The 19,603-nt window shown below is 39.8% G+C and carries 19 protein-coding genes; 8 read left to right on the top strand and 11 right to left on the bottom strand.

All coding sequences use genetic code 11. The features are described from left to right. Positions 1 to 653: 653 nt before the first annotated feature. Together ACYVIL_RS02590 and ACYVIL_RS02585 are read right to left on the bottom strand one after the other, a co-directional pair. Positions 654 to 2,306 (bottom strand): amidohydrolase, encoded by a 1,653-nt coding sequence (locus ACYVIL_RS02590; RefSeq protein ID WP_460311448.1) that lies wholly within the window; start codon positions 2,304 to 2,306, stop codon positions 654 to 656. 14 nt (positions 2,307 to 2,320) lie between these two features. After that, positions 2,321 to 3,304 carry a serine/threonine dehydratase gene (locus tag ACYVIL_RS02585; RefSeq protein WP_303471157.1) on the bottom strand — a complete coding sequence of 328 codons (984 nt, stop codon included), beginning with the start codon at positions 3,302 to 3,304 and terminating at the stop codon, positions 2,321 to 2,323. A 189-nt stretch (positions 3,305 to 3,493) separates the two neighbouring features. Here ACYVIL_RS02585 and ACYVIL_RS02580 point away from each other — a divergent pair, with 189 nt between their 5' ends. From ACYVIL_RS02580 to ACYVIL_RS02570, 3 genes are all read left to right on the top strand, one after another. Continuing rightward, positions 3,494 to 3,865 carry a PH domain-containing protein gene (locus ACYVIL_RS02580; protein WP_460311447.1) on the top strand — a complete coding sequence of 124 codons (372 nt, stop codon included), beginning with the start codon at positions 3,494 to 3,496 and terminating at the stop codon, positions 3,863 to 3,865. Positions 3,866 to 3,892: 27 nt separating this feature from the next. Further along, entirely contained in the window at positions 3,893 to 4,693 is an 801-nt protein-coding gene (locus tag ACYVIL_RS02575) for a tRNA1(Val) (adenine(37)-N6)-methyltransferase (protein WP_460311446.1), read from the top strand. Between the two features lie 113 nt (positions 4,694 to 4,806). Continuing rightward, complete coding sequence (locus tag ACYVIL_RS02570) at positions 4,807 to 5,184, top strand: hypothetical protein (RefSeq protein ID WP_303471149.1); 378 nt, start codon at positions 4,807 to 4,809, stop codon at positions 5,182 to 5,184. Between the two features lie 105 nt (positions 5,185 to 5,289). Here ACYVIL_RS02570 and ACYVIL_RS02565 read toward each other — a convergent pair whose 3' ends face one another. The 3 genes from ACYVIL_RS02565 to fldB form a co-directional block, all read right to left on the bottom strand. After that, positions 5,290 to 5,700 (bottom strand): ExbD/TolR family protein, encoded by a 411-nt coding sequence (locus tag ACYVIL_RS02565; RefSeq protein WP_216048934.1) that lies wholly within the window; start codon positions 5,698 to 5,700, stop codon positions 5,290 to 5,292. 129 nt (positions 5,701 to 5,829) lie between these two features. Continuing rightward, positions 5,830 to 6,612, bottom strand: a complete 783-nt coding sequence (locus ACYVIL_RS02560) for a CLCA_X family protein (protein ID WP_460311458.1) — start codon at positions 6,610 to 6,612, stop codon at positions 5,830 to 5,832. Between the two features lie 7 nt (positions 6,613 to 6,619). Further along, on the bottom strand, positions 6,620 to 7,162 hold the full coding sequence (fldB, locus tag ACYVIL_RS02555; RefSeq protein WP_303471143.1) for a flavodoxin FldB: 543 nt from the start codon (positions 7,160 to 7,162) through the stop codon (positions 6,620 to 6,622). Between the two features lie 447 nt (positions 7,163 to 7,609). On the opposite strand from fldB, the gene ACYVIL_RS02550 reads away from it, so the two are divergent. Then, on the top strand, positions 7,610 to 8,704 hold the full coding sequence (locus ACYVIL_RS02550) for a mechanosensitive ion channel family protein (RefSeq protein ID WP_460311445.1): 1,095 nt from the start codon (positions 7,610 to 7,612) through the stop codon (positions 8,702 to 8,704). Positions 8,705 to 8,869: 165 nt separating this feature from the next. On the opposite strand, the gene ACYVIL_RS02545 is transcribed toward ACYVIL_RS02550, so the two are convergent. Continuing rightward, positions 8,870 to 10,684: an alkaline phosphatase D family protein gene (locus tag ACYVIL_RS02545; RefSeq protein WP_460311457.1), complete on the bottom strand. Its 1,815-nt coding sequence runs from the start codon at positions 10,682 to 10,684 to the stop codon at positions 8,870 to 8,872. Positions 10,685 to 10,919: 235 nt separating this feature from the next. Here ACYVIL_RS02545 and ACYVIL_RS02540 point away from each other — a divergent pair, with 235 nt between their 5' ends. After that, a complete protein-coding gene (locus tag ACYVIL_RS02540) occupies positions 10,920 to 12,029 on the top strand; it encodes a hypothetical protein (RefSeq protein WP_460311444.1) in 1,110 nt (369 codons plus the stop codon). A gap of 5 nt (positions 12,030 to 12,034) precedes the next feature. Here the strand turns inward: ACYVIL_RS02540 and msrA are convergent, their stop codons facing one another. Beyond that, a complete protein-coding gene (msrA, locus tag ACYVIL_RS02535; protein ID WP_303471136.1) occupies positions 12,035 to 12,571 on the bottom strand; it encodes a peptide-methionine (S)-S-oxide reductase MsrA in 537 nt (178 codons plus the stop codon). Positions 12,572 to 12,771: 200 nt separating this feature from the next. On the opposite strand from msrA, the gene ACYVIL_RS02530 reads away from it, so the two are divergent. Both ACYVIL_RS02530 and ACYVIL_RS02525 read left to right on the top strand, forming a co-directional pair. Next, entirely contained in the window at positions 12,772 to 13,506 is a 735-nt protein-coding gene (locus tag ACYVIL_RS02530; protein ID WP_460311443.1) for an SDR family NAD(P)-dependent oxidoreductase, read from the top strand. A 196-nt stretch (positions 13,507 to 13,702) separates the two neighbouring features. Then, a complete protein-coding gene (locus tag ACYVIL_RS02525; RefSeq protein ID WP_460311442.1) occupies positions 13,703 to 15,130 on the top strand; it encodes a sodium-dependent transporter in 1,428 nt (475 codons plus the stop codon). Between the two features lie 103 nt (positions 15,131 to 15,233). On the opposite strand, the gene ACYVIL_RS02520 is transcribed toward ACYVIL_RS02525, so the two are convergent. Beyond that, entirely contained in the window at positions 15,234 to 16,052 is an 819-nt protein-coding gene (locus ACYVIL_RS02520; RefSeq protein WP_460311441.1) for an NAD-dependent epimerase/dehydratase family protein, read from the bottom strand. Positions 16,053 to 16,069: 17 nt separating this feature from the next. Next, positions 16,070 to 16,849 carry a DUF2884 family protein gene (locus ACYVIL_RS02515; RefSeq protein ID WP_460311440.1) on the bottom strand — a complete coding sequence of 260 codons (780 nt, stop codon included), beginning with the start codon at positions 16,847 to 16,849 and terminating at the stop codon, positions 16,070 to 16,072. Positions 16,850 to 17,179: 330 nt separating this feature from the next. On the opposite strand from ACYVIL_RS02515, the gene ACYVIL_RS02510 reads away from it, so the two are divergent. Next, on the top strand, positions 17,180 to 17,362 hold the full coding sequence (locus tag ACYVIL_RS02510) for a hypothetical protein (RefSeq protein ID WP_303471126.1): 183 nt from the start codon (positions 17,180 to 17,182) through the stop codon (positions 17,360 to 17,362). Positions 17,363 to 17,462: 100 nt separating this feature from the next. On the opposite strand, the gene ACYVIL_RS02505 is transcribed toward ACYVIL_RS02510, so the two are convergent. Together ACYVIL_RS02505 and ACYVIL_RS02500 are read right to left on the bottom strand one after the other, a co-directional pair. Next, positions 17,463 to 18,707, bottom strand: coding sequence for a mechanosensitive ion channel family protein (locus ACYVIL_RS02505; RefSeq protein ID WP_303471123.1), 1,245 nt, complete (start codon positions 18,705 to 18,707; stop codon positions 17,463 to 17,465). After that, complete coding sequence (locus ACYVIL_RS02500) at positions 18,707 to 19,603, bottom strand: acyltransferase (protein WP_460311439.1); 897 nt, start codon at positions 19,601 to 19,603, stop codon at positions 18,707 to 18,709. Before ACYVIL_RS02500 ends, ACYVIL_RS02505 begins: the two co-directional genes overlap by 1 nt.

Here is a 19,603-nt window from a genome sequence, read left to right as displayed (position 1 = left end):
AGTGACTCATTGCATCGAAAGAAAAGCAGAAATCATCAAATGAATATCGCTCAATATTCGTATGTAATGAGCACATAACCTAAACAATCTAAGTGTAGATAATTAAGGTTGAAAGACTATAATTCGCTCATTGCAGTCTGTCGAGTTAGGTCAAAACCTATCGAATCAAAGTGTCTGATCAGATGTGAGCCACAACACTATAATCAACACTAGGAGTAATAACCTTATTGCTCGCACCGTTACTCATTGTCGATTTCCCCTAGGCAATACACCTTGTGTATAAAATTTCTCATATTAATCAACTATATGTACACATAACGAACAAATAAGTGTGAGATAAAATGTGCACAAATTCGATCCTTGCGCCCTAATAAAGTGCTAATGCACCAAACTGGTAAGATGTGAGGCAAAAGGTGTTGGTGTTTAAATTTTAAGTTATTGAATTATATGGATAAAAAAGTTGGCACTGAACCTGCTAAGTAAGCTTTGATTACGCATCTACGATAGAAAAGTTATGTGTGTAACCATTGATAATAAAAACAATAAACAATGTTGAAATACTTCAGACGCTAACTAAGTTGTTTGAGGCAGGAAGGCAATACTACCCGCACAAATTTTCGTGTCCTGTGGTTTGTGCGGGTTTTTTCCTTCTGTTATTTGTCGCTTTTCTTATAAACGCGTTTTCCTGCTAGCCAAGTCTCCAATACGTTCGTTTTCCAAATCTCTTTTTTATCAATTTCGAAAATATCCCTATCAATTAATATAAAATCAGCCCATTTTCCTGTTGTTAAGCCGCCTATTATCTTTTCTTGATGAGCAGCATAAGCCGCGTCAATGGTAAAGCCTTTAAAGGCCTGTTGAAGGCTAAGTGCTTGACTAGGAATCCAACCCTCCACTGGCTGATTATTTCTATCCTGACGAGTGACAGCTGCGTGAAGACCATAAAAAGGATTGCTCATCTCAACCGGAAAATCTGAACCTAACGCTAGTGGTGAACCTTGAGCAATAAAGCTTTTCCACGCGTAAGCACCACGTAAACGATCTTTTCCTAACCTGTCTTCAGCCATGTTCATATCGCTGGTGGCATGGGTAGGCTGCATAGAGGGGATAATATCCAATTGTTTAAAGCGGGGGATATCCGTCAGGCTAATCACTTGAGCATGTTCAATTCTATTTCGAAGCTCTTTACCTCCCACTGTCTTAAATGACGCTTCATATTGATTTAATACTCGATTATTCGCTTGATCACCGATTGCATGGACGTTCAATTGAAATTTATATTTTAAAACGAGATCAAACAAAGGTTTAAATTGTTCCTCTTGTAAAACCATTAGACCCTTGTTGTGGGGGTCGTCAGAGTATTCCTCTAACAAAGCTGCACCGCGACTGCCTAAAGCGCCATCAGCCATGGCTTTAACACTGCGAACCGACAGAAAGTCATCGGGGTCATTGTAATATCCGGCTTTAAGAAGCTCTTCTAAATTCGGGTCTTCAAACCAATACATTGCATATATGCGGGTGTTTAAATTTTTTTCTAAGGCATTGCGTTTATAAAAATCAAATTCTGATTTGTCGATTCCAGCATCATGTACACTGGTGATACCGACTGAGAGTAAGCGTTCAGAAGCGACCTCTAAGCTAGCTTGCATATTCTGATTAGTGCCTGTTGGCAGGTGCTCTAATAACAAGTCCATCGCTGTATCGACTAAAATGCCGCTAGGGTTCCCTTGATCATCTCGAATAATTTTGCCTCCGGGGGGATCTAAGGTATCTTTATCAATGCCTGCGATTTGTAATGCTTTACTGTTAACCCAAACGGCATGACCATCCACCCGAGATAAGGCGACAGGAGTTTCACTGACATATTCATCGAGTATTTGGGCAGTTGGAAATTGCTTATCTGGCCATATGACTTGATTCCAACCACTACCCAATATCCACTCTAGCTGTGAGTTTATCGCTGCGTAGTCCCTTACCTTTGCCGCTGAAAGTTGTGCAGATTTTATATCTCTTATATTCACTTCCAAAAGTGAATCTCCGAGGAAAATGATATGCCCGTGAGCGTCTATTAACCCAGGTAAAAGAGTTTTTTGAAGACCATCAATGAATACGCTATCCGGATATTGATTGATTAAGGTTTGATCGCCGATGGAAAGTACTTTGCCATTTTCAAAGACTAAATGAGAAAATTGCACCATAGCCCCATTATTATCTAGGGTATATCCGTTTACATTTCCAATTATTGTTGGTTTTGCATGTGTCATCGCGCAAATAAAGCAGGCAGCTAGTAAAAATAGATTCTTCATAAATCCTCTTATTTTTATAAGTTAGGTATTTCACCAAGGTGATCCATTGACCAAATTTGTTGCATTTTGGATTGATCAATATTGCCACCAGATAAAAGTACTAAAACCGTTTGATTTTTAGGTTGATGTTTTAACCACTCAACAACTGCTTGCATGGACATGGCGCTCGTTGGCTCCAAATGCAACTTGAGTAAATGTTGTAACCACTGGGTCCAGTAAGCGATACGAGACTCAGATACCTCGACTATACCATCAAGCAATTTTAGCACCTCAAAGGTATGTTCACCCACTGACGGTGTGGCTGCTCCGTCTGCCAATGTTATGGGAGGTTTGCTTAATGAAATAATTTTGTTTTGTCGCAAAGACTCTGCTGCATCATTTGCCGTCAGTGGCTCAGCGCCAAATACTTTTGCTGCTGGACAAAGGGTCTTGGCAGCAATCAAAGTTCCCGATAATAAACCTCCACCACCGCAAGGGGCAAATATGCCATCTACATCTCCAGTTTGTTCGAGTGCATCCATTACCAAGGTGCCCTGTCCAGCGATGATGTCGGGATGATTAAACGGAGGTATCCATAATGTTCCGGATTCAACTGATGCCTGTTTCACGGCTTCATCTGCTTCTAAACGAGTAGGGTATAGTGCCAGTTCAGCACCATAATACTGAGTTGCTTGTGCTTTTACTGCTGATACATTTTGGGTACTAAATATTTTCGCTGGAATATCGTAAAGGCTACATGCGTATGCGACTGCTTGAGCATGATTGCCCGAACTATTGGCAACCACTTGTTTGGGTAAAGCATTCTGTTCGGCTAATTTTGCCAAGGTATTAATGGCACCCCGAACTTTGAATGCACCGGTTCGTTGTAAACATTCCCCTTTAAATAAAATTCGGCTGCCCAACCATTCATTCAACAACGAAGATTCTATTATTGGGGTTTGATGTATCATTGAAGCAATCCGTTTGCGGGCTTGAACAATGTCAGAATAGCTTGTCATCTTGATTCCTTTTCAATTCCATATTAAGCAGGCAAATGCACATCTTATGTAAACTATACCGCTAACTTGGTCTGACGTTTAATTTTTATAAGCTAGTGAAGCATAAAGTCGACACAAAGGGTATAGGTGTATTGTGTTTTGCAACCAATCCCCTATCCTTGACATAGCTATTTGAATTAGGAGACAGAAATGGGATTGTTAGACAAATTAATGGGAAATGCATCAGAGATAGATGTAGCTGAGGTAAGCGACGAATTAGCCCCTATTATCGGCGAGAATGAAACCGTAGAACGCGTATTCAAGGAAATCCGCGATATGTATGTTTTCACTAGTAAGCGTTTGATATTAATAGATAAACAAGGTTTAACCGGAAGGAAGGTCGACTATCATTCTATTCCTTACCGGGCCATCACTCAATTTAAACTGGAAACTGCAGGTCATTTCGATTTAGATGCAGAGTTCAAAATTTGGATATCTGGAATTGATGAACCAATAGAAAAAGAACTAAATAAAAATGTGGTAGTGGGTATTCAACGCACCCTTGCCGATTATATGTTTTAATTGGTATAGCAAAATTGGGTGGGAATCATGTCCCACCTCTTCCACTTTATTCGTAGCCGTTGGCAAGTCAGTGACCCCCTTACAATGACCTCTAAAACCAAATTTAATGGATTTCGATTTAAACAGTTCGATATTGAACATGAAAACTGTGCCATGAAAGTGGGGACCGATGGGATATTGTTAGGAAGTTGGGTGGCTAATGGCCATTATTCTTCTATTTTAGATATTGGAACTGGCAGTGGTTTAATTGCCATTATGATGGCCCAACGAACTGGCGAACAAAGCCAAATATTGGGTATAGATGTTGATGAAAAAGCGGTTTTACAGGCGCAGATAAATGCTCAAAAGTGCCCATGGCAAGGGAAGCTTTCTTTTCAACATATTAGTTTACAACAGTTACCTGAGTTGCCTCAGTATGACCTCATCGTTAGCAATCCTCCTTACTTCCAAGGGAAAACGGGAGATCTCAATATTTCTGATCCTAATTATATGCCGGAATCGAGACGACAAGCTCGTCATGATACGAGTTTAAGTCTTGTAGACTTATTTAAATCAGTATCTCGTTTACTCACGGAACAGGGCCATTTTTATTGTATCTTACCCGCCAATAGCGGCGAAGTATTGGCTCTAGCTGCTGAACACGGTCTCTATTGTCAAATGCAAACTTGGGTAAGTTCGAGTCCTGCTAAACCTCCAATACGCCAATTATTGAGGTTTGGTTTTTCGCAAAACGAACCTTTGATAGAGCATATTACTATTCACAATTATCAAGGTACGTATTCTGATGAATATGTGGCCCTTTGTCGGGACTTTTACCTTAATTTTTAAAGCAGCATTGATGATTTAATCGCGCATTAGTGAAGATTTTTTGTTCAAACAATTTTCTCTGGGCAGATTTGTTGCTATATTTAATTCAGATGGTTTAGATAAAGTGGTGATGTATGCGCGACATTGATCTACCGGATTCAATCTCTAATTTAGCCGATAAGCTACAGGTTGTTGAAATAGTGTGGCAGGCTATCCCTTTTCAAATCCCCAAGTTTGCGGTTTATTGTATTTTGGATAATCCTGTATTCGACCGTTTTATCTATCGCGAAGGTCGGAGAGTCGCACTTATCAAATTGGGGCGCTATGAAGTGCCAGTCATTGATCCATTTCGAGGCAATATCGATAAGCCTCCAGCCCACGTTGTCATCATTACCCATAGCAAAGAAGATAGGTTTGGCTTGTACGGTTATCCTGCTGATCATGTGGCTGATGATGTTTCCATTCCTAGAAATCATCGTTCAGTGCAACATATAGTCAAAGATTTTGTATAACCTACATTATAGTAGGTACTCACTCGTTAACTGCAATGAAAACGAAATAATAGATAAAAAAAAGCCCTTCACAACGGAAGGGCTTTTTAAATAGCTTGAAATGTATCAGCTGTCTTTAACAAGAATCGACACTTTGTCTATCCCTGCTTCTTTGGCTTGGTTCATAACTTCCACCACGATACCGTGTTTGGTTTTTGAATGAGCCTGGATAGCTGCAGAATCCGTATTATTCTCTGCTAAAAAGCTTTGGATGTTTGCCACAACTCGACGTATATCAACTTCGCGGTTATCCATTACAATGGTGCCTTGCTGGTCAATACGTATAGCCAAGGTTTTTGCATTACTTGGCGGTGGCGGCGCATCTGGAGCCTTTGGACGATTAGCCATCAAGCCAGCTTCTTTCACAAAAGACGTCGTTACAATGAAGAAAATCAACATAATAAAAACGATGTCTAGCATGGGGGTCATATCAATTTGAGCTTCGTCATCAGCGGAGCCGTGCTTTTTCTTTCTCATAAATTCAACCACAGTTACTAATCGTTAATGCCCTAGTATAGAATTACTTTGGTGTAAGAGTAAATGCGTTAAATGCAATTTGTTGATAGATTTTGGCAATTAATTTTATTTTGGGTTTAAATTTGCCCGTTATTTAAGCGCTTTACCTAAAATTTTAAAATAATTCAGTATGCTAGCGTTACTTTCTAACCTATGTTCGTCAACGGGATAAATCCCCACTTGCGCTTCGACTGTTTGTTTTGTGCCTTGCACCAAAAATGCGTTTTTAATGGTCTGATCTTGGATCGCCGCTTCAAAGGCTCGAGCGGCCATTTCTTGTGGCTGCGCAAAATAATAAAATTGCAGGCTTTTATCTGCTTGCACGCAGCGTGTCACGTAATCGCTTGGATTGATGCCATTAGTATCTAAAAATAACGTTTGAAACCAATGAGAAAGGGTTTGGTTTAACGGGTGGGAATGCATGTTGGCGTCTTCTAACCACAGGCTTGAGGCAAATCCATGTGGTGCATTTATAGTGTACATTTTACTGCTAATATAGTGGTCGAAACCATGGAACCATTCGTGAGCTAAAGCGCCACCACCTGCATTTTTAGCTAAGGATAATTGTCTTTTCGGCGCATGATAATGAGCACTACTGTGTTTTTGGCCACCAATACCAAAGGCCAATGATAAACTCCCATTCAAGGAAATTACTTGTTCATTAACTTGCAGAATGTCCATTAAATCACAGAGTGCATCGAAGAATAGGTTAGCCGCTAACTGCTGTTCAGTTTGTGTTACCCACTTGCCAATTTGAATGGTTTTAAAACCAAATATTTTCCGAATATCGCCAAAACTTACGTCTGCCCCCGCCCGGTGCTCTGGACCGTTTCGATAGAAAGGTCGTTGGATTCTAGGGCGCATATCAGGCATGAGATAATTAGCTAAGTGGCAGTTCAGTGAGAAGTTGTTCACACCATTGGCTGATGCGTTCATCGCTTAAATCATATTGGTTCTCATCATCCAGTGACAGTCCAACAAAATGACTTTTATCTGCGGTTAGCCCTTTTGAATGATTAAACTCATAACCTTGATTGGGCCAATAGCCAATAAACTCACAATCAAGCACGGCGAGTTCATCGTGTAACATTCCTAAGGCATCTTGAAACCAGTCGGCATAACCGATTTGATCACCTAAACCAAATAAAGCAACGGTTTTGCCTTTTAGGTTAAGGGTTTTTATATCATCCCAAGTCGACTCCCAGTCTTCCTGCAACTCACCAAAGTCCCATGTAGAAATACCAAACAGCAAAATATCGAATGATTGTGCTTTGCTTAGGGCAACGTCTTTTATGTTAAATAGCTCAACGACAGGAGCATCAAAAAGCTCGTTGATTTCGGATTGGATTTTCTCTGCGGCCATTTCTGTGTAGCAAGTGGTAGAACCGAAAAACAAACCAATATTTACTGCGTGTTCTGACATTTTTTTCCTCATACTCATTTCATTAAACAAGCCTTTACTTGTCACCTACTTTTTAATGAAAAAGGTATTAACGATTATTCAGCCATTATTGTCTCTGTATGTGCTAGTAATATCCAACAATTTTTTGTTTTATATTGTTGCGACTATCCCTTGTTTACTCTTTTTAAAGGCTATGGTTTTGGGCACCTTGTAGTCAAAAAATCGAGTCGATACTCATATTTTATACTGACTATATCGGGCTAATATTAATAAAACGTAGTTCGCAATATAGAGTACCCCAAACAGGGTGCAGCGTTGCATGGATTGAGTGCGATGGTATTTTGAAAACATGTGTATGTATTTTTTCTTTATATAATTCAATAAGCTACATCACCAGAATTATTGATTTTGGTGGTGTAATAATTGCTTCGTAGATTATTAAAGCTTTTCAACAGGGTGCATAATTTCTTGCAGGCAATTACAAATATTCCGAATTGGATCGCTCAGTGGGTGCCTTTTTGGGCAATCGGGCCAATATTCTTTTTCATGGTATTTATTGGTCTTTGGCTAATAAAACGTGTTCTATATTTCTATTTAAGCGGCTTGAATCACCCTAGCAATTATCACTGGTCGGGAATAGCAGTGCGAGGGGCCAAACGGCCATTAAGTTTGCTGATAATCTCAATTAGTTTGTTGGCTACAGAACAGCTTGTGAAACTCTATGACGAAACAGTCAGTACCTGGGTGACGCAGATTAACCTTGTTGCATTGCTGTTAGCGATTGTTGCAGTGCTAGTGTTTGCCGATCACTTTGCTCGAATGAGTATTACGAGGATTATTTCAAAAGGAAGTGGCTTGCGAAGCAGTGGTACCCTTTTAAGAGGACTTCTGCGGGGGACTATTATTGTCATCGGTGTGTTGATTATACTGAGCAATATTGGGATTTCCATCACACCACTTGTCGCCTCATTAGGCATTGGTTCCCTTGCGGTTGCACTAGCATTGCAACCTACCTTGGAAAACTTTTTCTCGGGCATTCAAATGCTGGCCGATAAACCAATAAGAGTTGGAGATTTTATTGAACTGGATTCAGGTGAGCAAGGCTTTGTCGAAAAGATAGGATGGCGCTCTACATGGATAAAAATGCTGCCAAATAACATTGTCATTATGCCCAACAGTAAACTCGCACAATCAAAAATCATCAATTATTATTATCCTGAAAAACAGCTATCAGTGCCGGTAGATCTTGGAGTGCACTATGATTCCGATCTAGATCATGTTGAGAAAGTGACACTTGAAGTGGCAAAACAAGTGCTAAAAAGTCACAAATGGGGTATTCCTGAATACGATACCTTTGTTATCTTTACTGGGTTTGATAATTCTAGTATCAATTTGACAGTGATGCTGCGTGCTCAGGAATATTTCAATCGCTTTTTTATCAGGTCCGAATTTATCAAAGCCTTACACAAGAGATTTGCCCAGGAAGGTATTGTGATTCCATACCCAATCCAAGCAATAAATCTACATCAAGAAGGTAGCGATGACGTGTTAAAAAGTAAATAAACCTGACTCTTTCAGCCCTTCTGCCAGTTACTTCATTAGGTCGGGGTGATAGCTCGTTGCTCCTCCTTACACAGGTTATCGACTCTCTGCTTTCGCCTGCGAGTTCAGTCGAAGGATCTAGAAGTTGACGAAAAGTGTTCACTATTTAAATGGTTTTGAGCCAGGTTAATCCCGTGTAATAAATTTCACTTTTTTACCATTCGCTAGCAATACTGATGCATCGACTTCTGTGCAGTCGCGGTTTACCTTAACTTGACCGATACCCGAACCATTCAATAGGGTGTTGATCTGTTGATTATTAGGGCGACGGTGGCGAATTGTCATGTTACGGCGTTGAGTAAACCAATTTAACGGTGACTTAGTACCGAATAGAATACGGTTCAGTTTATCAAACCAGCTTAAGAGTTTATGGGGGAACTCATTTTTAATTCCACTGCTGGTTATTTGCGTGATGTGTGGGCTGTTGCGTCTAAATTTTAAGGTGATGTCATACACAAACGAGTAGTGTACATCACCAGATAAAATGACAAAGTGGGGTGGGGTTTTATAGTGTCTAAAAATATTAAGAATGACACTTGCAGTGCCTTTATGGGCCATCCAGTTTTCAGCATCGACCATTAATGCACGGCCAAAAAAGGTAAAAATGCGTTGAATGGTTTCAATTAACTTCACCCCAAAAATTGGGGCTGGAGATACCATAATAACACTTGGTTGATTAATTAACTCTTGCTGCAAATCACATAGTGCTTCCCAATCCATTAACCCAGAAGGCTTGCTTAAACTAGACTCGGAGCGCCAGCGCTGGGTTCGTGTGTCTAATACGACAATTTTAGGCTGAGTATCTAACGTGTAATGCCATTGATCCCAATGCAATAATATATCAATGACTTTCTCGTGTTCGGTGATACCCGTATCAGTGAAAAAAGGTACTAGCTTTTCGGTTAAAGGTGAAAGTTTAGATACGTCATTTCCCCAGCCTTGGCATAACCAATATCCAATTAGGGCATTACCTACAATACGCTTTGCAAATGCGTTGTTGTAAACAGCTTCCTCCCAGCCTCTGGTTAAATTCCAATCATCAGTCACATCATGATCATCAAAAATCATATAAACCGGAATATGTGCCATTGCACGACGGACTCTTGGTAAGCCTTGCTTGAAGTCTTCAACCCATTTCAGTTCTTCTGCATAGGTTGCAGCAAATTGAGGGGCAATATTGTTGGTCTTTAACTCAGTGTTATGCCACATTTCAGGCGACCAAATTAGCGCATACATGCCAATTACTTCGGCGAAGCTGATCAAATGGTTATTGGCGTTAACAGAAGTAAATATCGGCTTTTTCTTACCTTTGAAAAAATACGACATAACAGTTTCAGTTGTATCATTGTCGGGTAATAAAGTGGGCCGTTGGTAATAACAATGTTCATCAGTTAGTAATTGCTTACTATTTTCAATGGTTGCTCCTAGCAGCTCTTCTTGAAATAAGCCTAAACGTTCAATAACGTGGTTTATGGCAACTAAAGTGGGGCCAGCTACATCATCGATATACGCCTGATCACCTGATAGTAAGAGTAAATCAGGTGATGATGTATGATCTTCAAAGGACTCCTCTAGGGCTAAATCAACTGCTAGCATGCCGTCTTGACTCGTATGATGGGGCTTACGACATGAGCCGTGCAAAACATTTTTAATTCGTTTATTAAAATAAAAACTGGGGGTGGATTGCTGACCGTAAACAATATCTGGCATCAAATCCTTAAGATTCTTACGCGCACCTCGATAGTCGTTAATCGAAATGTCGTAATAACACCGACTGCCTTCTGTTAATGTTTCAGATAAGGGAAGAGTGGTAACATAAATGAAGGCTTTTTCGCCTACTTTCACAATATTTGAGAATTGCTTAATATTCTGGTCAAATAAGGATTCAGACTGTTTGGTCCAAACTTTAGCGTTAAATTCATATTTGTGGCTTACCAACATCCATAATGTAATGCTAGTTTCACTAATTGCACGCAGAATTGGCCCCGCGATAATGGGCGGGAGCACTTGTTGTGAGTTTTGAGAAGGTTTTGTTTTTTGCAAATCAATATTAAAAAATAGCCACAATTGCAGTTAAGTTTGCATTAGTTTCAACCGATCAATCAAATTGTTTTATGAATTACTTGCTATTGAATCATGTTAAATTTATCCACCTTGCCCAGGGAGAGGAAGGAAAATGAAAAAATTCGGACTAATAATGCTGATTGCTACAGGTTTAATCAGTTGTGCATCTACCACCTTTAAACCAGAACTTATTTCCCTTAAGGGGCAGTGGGTCACTGAGTCAAACGGTGAGGTTATGTTAAACCCACAAACCTCTGGACTTAAAAGTTGGCGAGGCAAGCTATTATCTGTTTCAGACGGAAGCGCGCATATTTCTCAACGCAAGCAATTGCACATTATTGACCCACAAACTGCGCTAGTGTCTGAAGACGCTTTATTATTTAAGATGTCAGATAACGTGCAGCAAAGCTGTTTTGCCGATTATTTAAATGACTCTCCCGATTTAGAGGCCTTGGCCGTTGATCCTAAAAATGACAAGGTTATTGTCGTTGTAACGGAAGATGCGACCCGTGGTAAAACCATGTCTGATAGTTGTTTTGAAAAATACCAGGGTAGCGGCTCAACGGATTACCCTAGCTTATTAGTGAGACTAGAACTTCAAGACGATAATACTCTGCTTATCACTCATGCAAAACCCCTGCAATTTGAAGCCTCCTACCAGATTGGAAACTTTCCTAATGATGGTCTTGAAGGGTTAGCGTTTGGATTAGATGGCACCTTATATCTTGGTAAAGAAAAAGATCAAAACGTACAAGCTAGGGTGTTTTCAGTGAAAATTGACGATGCATTTTGGAATTCTGAAGGTTTTGCTCAGGTAACTGACACAGAGCTTAATCTACCGCAGTATGAAAAAGGTAATCATCCAATTAATGGTATGGATTATTTACCTAGAGATAATCATCCAGGTTACTTAGTTGCTGCAGCGCGAAATGATAACGATATTTGGTTAATCGATTTAGCCAAGAAAAAGCCAACTTTAGTCATTCCTCTTGAGTTTTACGCCCCTACTCATTCAACTGATGCAAATTGTGAGGAATGGGAATTAATGAATAACGCTTCCTTAGAAGGTGTGGCGGTAGATGGTGATCGAATTTGGATGATTAATGATCCTTGGAAAAAGAATTATACAAAAAATGTAATTTGCGAATCTAATCGTGGTAAATATGAAAGAATGGCACCGTTATTGTTTTCGATGCCGATTAATCCAAAATGGTTCCACTAGTTTAATTATTTAAGCCGGCTCGCGAAATTTTGTTTAAATTTGGCGAGTTTAGGCGCTACCACCATATTGCAATACTGGTTTTGTGGGTTTTTGCTAAAGTAATCCTGATGATAATCTTCGGCTTGATAGTAATTGTTAATTTCAGTCACTTCAGTTACCACAGGGTCTGGCCAGATTTGTTGTTCTTCAATCTCAGCAATAATTTCTTCGGCTAACTTCTTTTGTTCATCATTGTGATAAAAAATGGCGCTTCGATACTGGCTACCCACATCATTACCCTGCCTATTTAACTGGGTAGGGTTATGCAACGCAAAAAATATTTCTAATACATCTCGAAAAGAAATTTTATCCTCATCAAAATTGACTCTTACGACCTCTGCATGCCCTGTTGACCCAGAACAAACTTGTTCATAACTGGGGTTATCTACGTGGCCTGCAGCATAGCCTGAGTAAGCCGATTGGATCCCTTCCACCGAGTTGAATGCTGATTCAAGACACCAGAAACAGCCACCAGCCAGCGTTGCTTGTTGAATATTTGCCATTTTTTCCTCAGATAATTAATAGGTTTGAGATTAACATGGTCATGAATTTAGTTTAGTTCAAGGCATCCACAACAGATAGTTTTGCGTAATAAATTGTAATCCCGTTTATTTGCTCTAATTGAACATGATGGGGTAATTATTTAACGCACCAAATACAGGTTTTTCGCTGTTGAGTGTTTATTGCAAAGAGGTATGCTGTAATGTCAGAAACAAACGCGCTAGTTATTGGTAGTTCATCAGGTATTGGCGCTGAACTGGTGAGTCAATTATGTGATAGCAATCTATATCATCAAGTCCATGCAATATCTCGAAATGAGATCGCCGTAGCTCATCCGAAGTTGCATTCTCATGAGGTAGATAGTAGCGATGAAGTACAAATTGCGAAAATCTGTGAAACCCTGCGTGAGTCTGGTCCATTTGCTCTTGTGGTGTGTTGTATTGGTATGCTCCATTTAGATAGTAAAGTGGAACAAGTTACTCCAGAAAAGCGCCTAGAGGATGTAACGGCTAACCAATTAGAGCATTATTTTAAGGTCAATACAGTTGCGCCTATGATGTGGTTAAAGCATCTTCCCAAGCTGTTATTAAAATCTGTTGATACCCAAGTGGTTTTACTATCGGCTCGAGTTGCCAGCATTGAGGATAATAAATTGGGTGGTTGGTATGGGTATAGAGCCAGCAAGGCTGCACTAAATATGTTGATAAAAACGAGTCAAGTGGAGTATCGACGCCGTTTTAAAACAGTTCAAATTGTAAGTTATCATCCCGGTACCGTCGATACCGGTTTGTCTAAACCATTTCAATCTAATGTCCCTAAGGACAAGTTGTTTTCTGTGGATTTCACTGTAAGACAGTTACTTTCGCTGCTGCCAACACTAGATATCAATCATGCACCACATTTTATTGATTGGGATAATAAATCTATTCCATGGTGAGCTAAACCCGCTCCCAATGGAACAAAAACTCCATAGCCGTCTAGAGCTGGCTTTTTGATAAACCTAGCTTTTTAAGTGAAAGACATTTTAAAATTAGGCTGTTAACATCGTCGTTCTAACCTAAAAACAATAAGGTTGATTATCCCCCGCTAATTGAAGCTGTAGGGAGTCGTCAACTCATAAAAAGGAAAATATTATGGCAGCAGATCGTGAGCAGTTTGGTTCTCGTCTCGGATTCATTTTAGCGGCAGCTGGCTCAGCAGTGGGTATTGGTAATATGGTGGGATTTCCCGTGGCGGCGACCAAAAATGGTGGAGGCGCTTTCTTACTCATCTATGCTATTTTTGTCGCATTAATTTGTTTGCCCGTCATGTTGGCGGAAATGTCGGTTGGCCGACGAAGTCGAATGGATCCTTTAAATGCTTATGTAAACCTGAGCAAAAATCAGCTCCATTGGCGGATTGCGGGGTGGCTGTCAATTATCACACCATTTATGATAGCCGTATTTTATTTGGTTATTACAGTGTGGATTTTTGGATACCTATTCCAAATTATGAGTGGCAACCTTGATAAATTAGCAGACCCAACTACTTTTCCCGAATTCATCAAATCCTCACATTTGTTTATTTACATGGCAGGAGTATTTGCTGTTGTGTATTTCATCTTGCAAGGTGGTGTAAAGCAAGGCATTGAGAAAGCCGCTAAAGTAATGATGCCGGCATTATTTGTGATGTTGATCGGCTTAGTGATTTTCGTACTGACCTTAGATAATGCCTTTGCAGGGGCGGAATATTACTTAGTTCCAGACTTTAGCAAAATTAACGCCTCCGTGGTCAGCGCAGCATTGTCTCAAGCGTTTTTCTCTTTATCTTTAGGAATGGGGATCATGATCACCTATGGTTCCTATTTAGATAGTAAGAGTGATGTACCAGGTTCGGCGAAATTTGTGGCATTAGCCGATACCGCGGTTGCTTTCATTGCGGGATTGTTAATTCTACCTGCTGTATTTTCATTCAATCCGAATACGAACACTGCTGAGTTAAGTGATTCATCAGTAGAGCTTATCTTTACGTTTCTACCTAAGATCTTTTTAGCGCTGCAAGCGTCTATTGGTTACGTAGGTGCGAGTTTTGTGGCGGGTCTATTTTTTCTATTAGTATTTTTTGCTGCGATAACCTCTTTGGTATCGATATTCGAAGTACCTGTTGCGGCGTTTATGGAGTCTAAAAAAGTAAGCCGTAAAAAAGCCTTAGGCTTGTTGGGATTATTATTAATTGTCACTGCTAGCTTAGCGACATTGTCGTTTGGTATGTGGGAGCCAGTCACTCATTTTATTAGTTATGCTTATCCCGACAGCGGTAAATCTTTGTTTGATCTGATTTACGATGTGTTCTACGACACTATCTTGCCTTTAAACGGTTTACTGATTTGTTTATTCGTGATTTATCGTTGGAAAAAAGAGAACTTCAATGCCGAGTTAGATGAAGGCGCCCCCAGTTATAAAGGCAGCTTTTTTGAGAGATACGTAGACATCTCGGTGGGAACTTTTATTCCGTTAATATTGCTTTTGGTGTTTGTTAACACCGTTGCTTTGAAATATTTTGGAAAGGCTTTGGTTGGCTAGAGTCATACCTTGATGTATTCAATGCCGGTCAACAGACCGGCTTTTTTATGTAGACTTTTGTTATTACCCCGGGTGAGTCGTTAACTAGTGCGATAGCAATGTGTTAGCCTTTAAGCATATCGTATGGACTTGGGTAAGCTAGGTCGAGTTCAAGGGTGTTAAGGGTAAATTCACTATTGATGCATTTGCCAAAGGGAAATGAGGTGTCTTCAACAAACTCCGGTGGAGGTACTTCCAATGCTGTTGCTGCATCTACATAATATTGTTGGCGTGTTGGATGCTCAATACTGCATAAATGGTAAGTTTGGCCGAATTTATTCTTGTTAATTATCTTTTCGATGGCGTGAATTACGTCGTCTCTGTGAACGAGGTTAACTCGCTGTTGACCGTTTTCAATGTGTTTTCTACCACTTAAACTCCGCGCTGGATGCCTATGTTGTGAGACTAAACCGGCTAAACGAAGAATGCAGCCATGTTGCTGAAACATACTACGAACTGCATTTTCAATCTCAACGTGGATCTTGCCACTGTGAGTTTGGGGGGCAACAGGCGTGTATTCATAAATCATCCCGTCAGCATTGCCATAAACTGCGGTGGTGGAAATAAAAATCACATTCTGAATGCCCTGATGTTTTGCTGTAGAAACTAAGGCTCGCATTTCTTGGCCAAATTTTTTTAAGGAAGGCGATTTTCTACCCGGTGGGATATTCAGAATCAATGTATGGGCGTTAAATAAAGGAGTTAACTCAGGACTGTCTAAATTATCTCCAAGCTCATACTGTATAGCTGAAACCCCCATGTCTTGTAATTTGTTTACTTCAGTAGCCGAACGCTTAGTGGCCACAACAAGGTGGCCACTTTTCATTAACGTTTGGGCAAGTGGTAAACCTAACCAACCCGCCCCAATAATTGCAATTTTCACGATTGTTATTTAAATCCTTACATTTTGCGGTCTGATTTGACAGTGATCAGGTTTAAACCAGATAACTCGCCCATGGAATTTTGAAGCTTATTTTCTACATTATCGATTTTAGCGAGTCGCATGCAAAACGCATCCGCTTTTTGTTCTAATTTGTCGGCTCGTGCTTCAATTTTTTGTTCAATATCTTGACCAAAGTTACCCATACGTTGATCAAAATCATTGGTATCACCATCACCAAATATAAGCTCGGTTCCAAGGGCGATCATCAAGTGGCCGATTGATGCTGTAACCACCTCTTCTACAGTGTCTTCAAATTCTTGTTCCCACTTTGCTCCGAAAAATTCACCATCAGAAAAGTCAGCAGAATCTAGGTGAATGCTGCCATCTTCAGCATAAAAATTATGTTCAATTTTCTGTTTCACATCATCTAATTTGCTTTGGATTTTCTCAACAGCGTTGCTTTCTGAGCCAAGTAAATTACCTAACACTTCTGAGACGGCAACATTGGCTATGGCAACCCCATCTAAAGCAAGGTCAGCAGCAACAGGGACAGCATCGTAAATACCATTATAATATTCCGCTACCCACCTTTCTTGGTTTTTGTTGATATCCATGCGCTTGCCATTTACAAAAAGCGTTTCACCCGCGTCAATTTTAATTATGTCGTTGTCTTCAGTCGTCACAGTTAAAATGTTATTCATTAAAGAAACTTGACCATCCATACTTACATCGCACTCACCTGCAGCCGCTGTGCCTGTAAGTAACAATAAACTTGCGGCGATAACTGATTTTTTCATAATTTTTCCTTTATATACTTTAACGAATTAGGACAATGAGCTTTTTGCAAACACCGTCTATGATGATTGATTATGTTTGTAGATTAGCAACACTCTGGCCACTTTTATAAAGTTAAGTAATATCAAATAGTTAATGCAGTTTTAAGTTTTCGGATAGGGTGACTTGAACTTGTGAGTAGGAAGTTATGCTAAATGTTAGTCAAATTCACTACATTCATTTGGCTATTATATATTGAAGAATATTTTAACTGTTTGATATAGATCACTCCCCCAACAAAAGGTTTTGGTGCATAATATACAGAATTCATCGTTTATTAATTTGGAGATAGCATGGTTGATGCCGTTTTATTTGGAATAACAGTTCTTGTGTTTGTATTAGGCACAACTTGTTTAATTATGGGATTTCTACCTTCCCCTGCTGGTGGAATGCGTGAAAAAGTCGAGTATGGATTCTTTGGTGTCACAGGGTTAGTGGCAACTTTACTGTTGTCTGTTGCTATCGCCTGGAGCTAAGTCAACTCGTCTTTGCCTTTGACTTCAACGCTGACTAATTGGACGTTTTAAACATGACCCAATTAGTTAGCGCTCATGGTCTCAATGTTGGCGTTAAAATTTAAGCTCTATCACTTACTCGTTGATACGCTCTAAGGTTGAATACAGGCAGCATAGCTAAACAATGGTCAAAGATATCTGCTTGAACCCCTTCATAATTTACCCAGTTTTTATCCGCACAGAAGCAATATATTTCTAACGGCAAACCTGTTTCCGTTGGCGGGAGTTGGCGTACCATCATAGTCATTTCTTTGTTAAGTTGCATATGGTGTTGTAAATATGCGTTAACGTAAGCACGATATGTCCCTATATTGGTTAAACGACGACTGTTTAATAAATCTTGTTCGTCTATATGTTGTTGATTGTGATAATCCCTAAGTAATTGAATTTTTGATTCAATATAATCACTGATGTATCTGATTTTTTTATATTCAGCAAGGGTATCGGCATCACAAAATTCTATGCTATTAATATCGATCTGAATCGCTCGTTTTATGCGTCTGCCTCCTGATTCAGACATGCCACGCCAGTTTTTGACCGAGTCGCTTATCAGGGTATAAGTGGGAATTGTTGAGATAGTTTTATCCCAATTCTGTACTTTAACTGTGGTTAAACCCACTTCCAATACTTCGCCATCGGCACCGTATTTTTGCAGTTCTATCCAATCGCCATTATTCACCATGCGATTGGCTGCGATTTGGATACCCGCGACAAACCCTAAAATCGTGTCTCTAAATAACAAGAGTAAAACTGCTGTAACAGCACCTAAGCCAGAAAGTAACAAAAGAGGGGATTTATCGAGTAGGTTGGAAATAATAAGCAAGGCGGCGACGATAACAACGACCAGTTTAGCAACCTGGATAAAACCGGTGATAGGGGCTCGTTTGGCTAATTCAGAGGCGTTATAAATATCTTCAACGGTGTTAAATAATGCACTACTTGACCACACTACTGAGATAGCGATATAAATCAGCATAGATTTTTGAATAAAGGTGTAGAAAATATTGGAGTCGTCTAACAATACCGGGGTTAGTAAGAACATAACCAAGGCCGGAACTATATGACAAATTCGCCTAAAAAAACCATGTTTATGGAGTTCGTCATCCCAATTATTTCGGCTCAACGAAACAATTTGAGAGATACGTCCTCGCATTAGCAAGCGGGTTAACATAAATGCAATAGTGGCTAACCCTATCGACAACAATATAGCGGAACCTTGATATAACCAGCTATGCTCGGTAATACCCGCATCAATACTATTTAAATTCGTTAGTAACCAATCTTTTACTTTCTCTTGTTTGAGCATTATTTTGAACTACCTAGCTGTGATATAAACTTATCTTTACTGTTCCATAATTGGTTCAGCCAAGTTTGAAAGCGTCCTTTAAATTCAACATCGTTAAAGTAGTCGCCAATCACATCATCTGTCACCGGTAATACATCAATATGAATAAATACCTGTTTCAGGTTGCCACAAAGCATATCCATCATTGGATGCTTAGTATTTTCGGGGTACAAAATCGTGACATTTAAAATATTGGTAAATTGTTCCCCCATACTTGCTAAAGTAAAGGCAACCCCTCCGGCCTTTGGCGGCAGCAGATGCTGATATTGGCTTGCCTTGGCGAGCTGCTTTTCAGGTGTAAATCGAGAGCCTTCGACAAAGTTAATCACAGTGGTAGGTGTTGTTTGAAACTTTTTACAGTACTTTCGCGTCGTTTCTATGTCTTTTCCTTTGAGGTGAGGGTTTTTCTCGACGAACTCTCTGCTATACCTTTGCATAAAAGGCATGCCAAGAGCCCAGGCACCCAAACCCACGAAGGGTAACCAGATGAGTTCTTTTTTCAAAAAGAATTTAGGGGCAGGGATGCGCGTGGCTGCAAATTCAATTAATAAAATGATATCCAAGTAGCTTAAATGATTTGGCATCATTAAATACCAACTGTTTTTATTTAGCTCTCCTTCCACGGAACAGTTCCAGGCAACATTATTGGTAAGCTTTATTAGCTTGATGCTAATTACACCAAATGCAAACATCATAAAATGCATAATGGGGCTAAGCAGAGCGCTTATCCACTTGAAGGGTAGAAGAAGCTTCACCAATCCTAAAGAGATAATTAATACAGCCCAAAAACCCAAGTTTAGCATTTGCAGCGTAAAGTGAATTGGGAACATGATAAAAGCGGGGATAAAACTCAACAT

The sequence above is a fragment of the Aliiglaciecola aliphaticivorans genome (assembly GCF_054782055.1).
The sequence above is the reverse complement of the archived record's forward strand: the minus strand, read 5'-3'. Positions and strand labels throughout refer to the sequence as shown.